General features: G+C 62.4%; 1 protein-coding gene. It reads left to right on the forward strand.

All coding sequences use genetic code 11. The features are described from left to right. Positions 1 to 163 (forward strand): DcrB-related protein (locus tag Phpb_RS24620; protein WP_122983191.1); only part of this gene is annotated, 163 nt, incomplete at its 5' end. Positions 164 to 343 lie beyond the last annotated feature (180 nt).

Here is a 343-nt window from a genome sequence, read left to right on the forward strand (position 1 = left end):
CGATTACCAGTGGAAAAGCCCGGAAGGCGACATGTACCAGACCGTGATATTGCAAATCCGGGGCACTTGGCTGCTGACCTTCAACCTGACTTCTCCCGCGCCTCTCGAAGACAGTCAGCGTGATGCCCTGCTGACGGTTATCCACAGTTTTCAGGCCGCCTGATGAGCTGACAGGAGGAATGCCATGTCACTTGGTGATGAAATCGTCACCCGGATAGCGCGGGTTGGTGCGCAGCACGCGGTGCACGTCTCCCCGCCACCGGGCTCTCCCGGTCCGGCCGCCGCCCGTGAGGGCGACCCGATTAAACACGCCAGCTTCCTGGGGGCGCTGGCGGGCGCCATT

Origin of the sequence: Photorhabdus namnaonensis (genome assembly GCF_001684335.1) — a bacterium.
GTDB classification, from domain to species: domain Bacteria; phylum Pseudomonadota; class Gammaproteobacteria; order Enterobacterales; family Enterobacteriaceae; genus Photorhabdus; species Photorhabdus namnaonensis.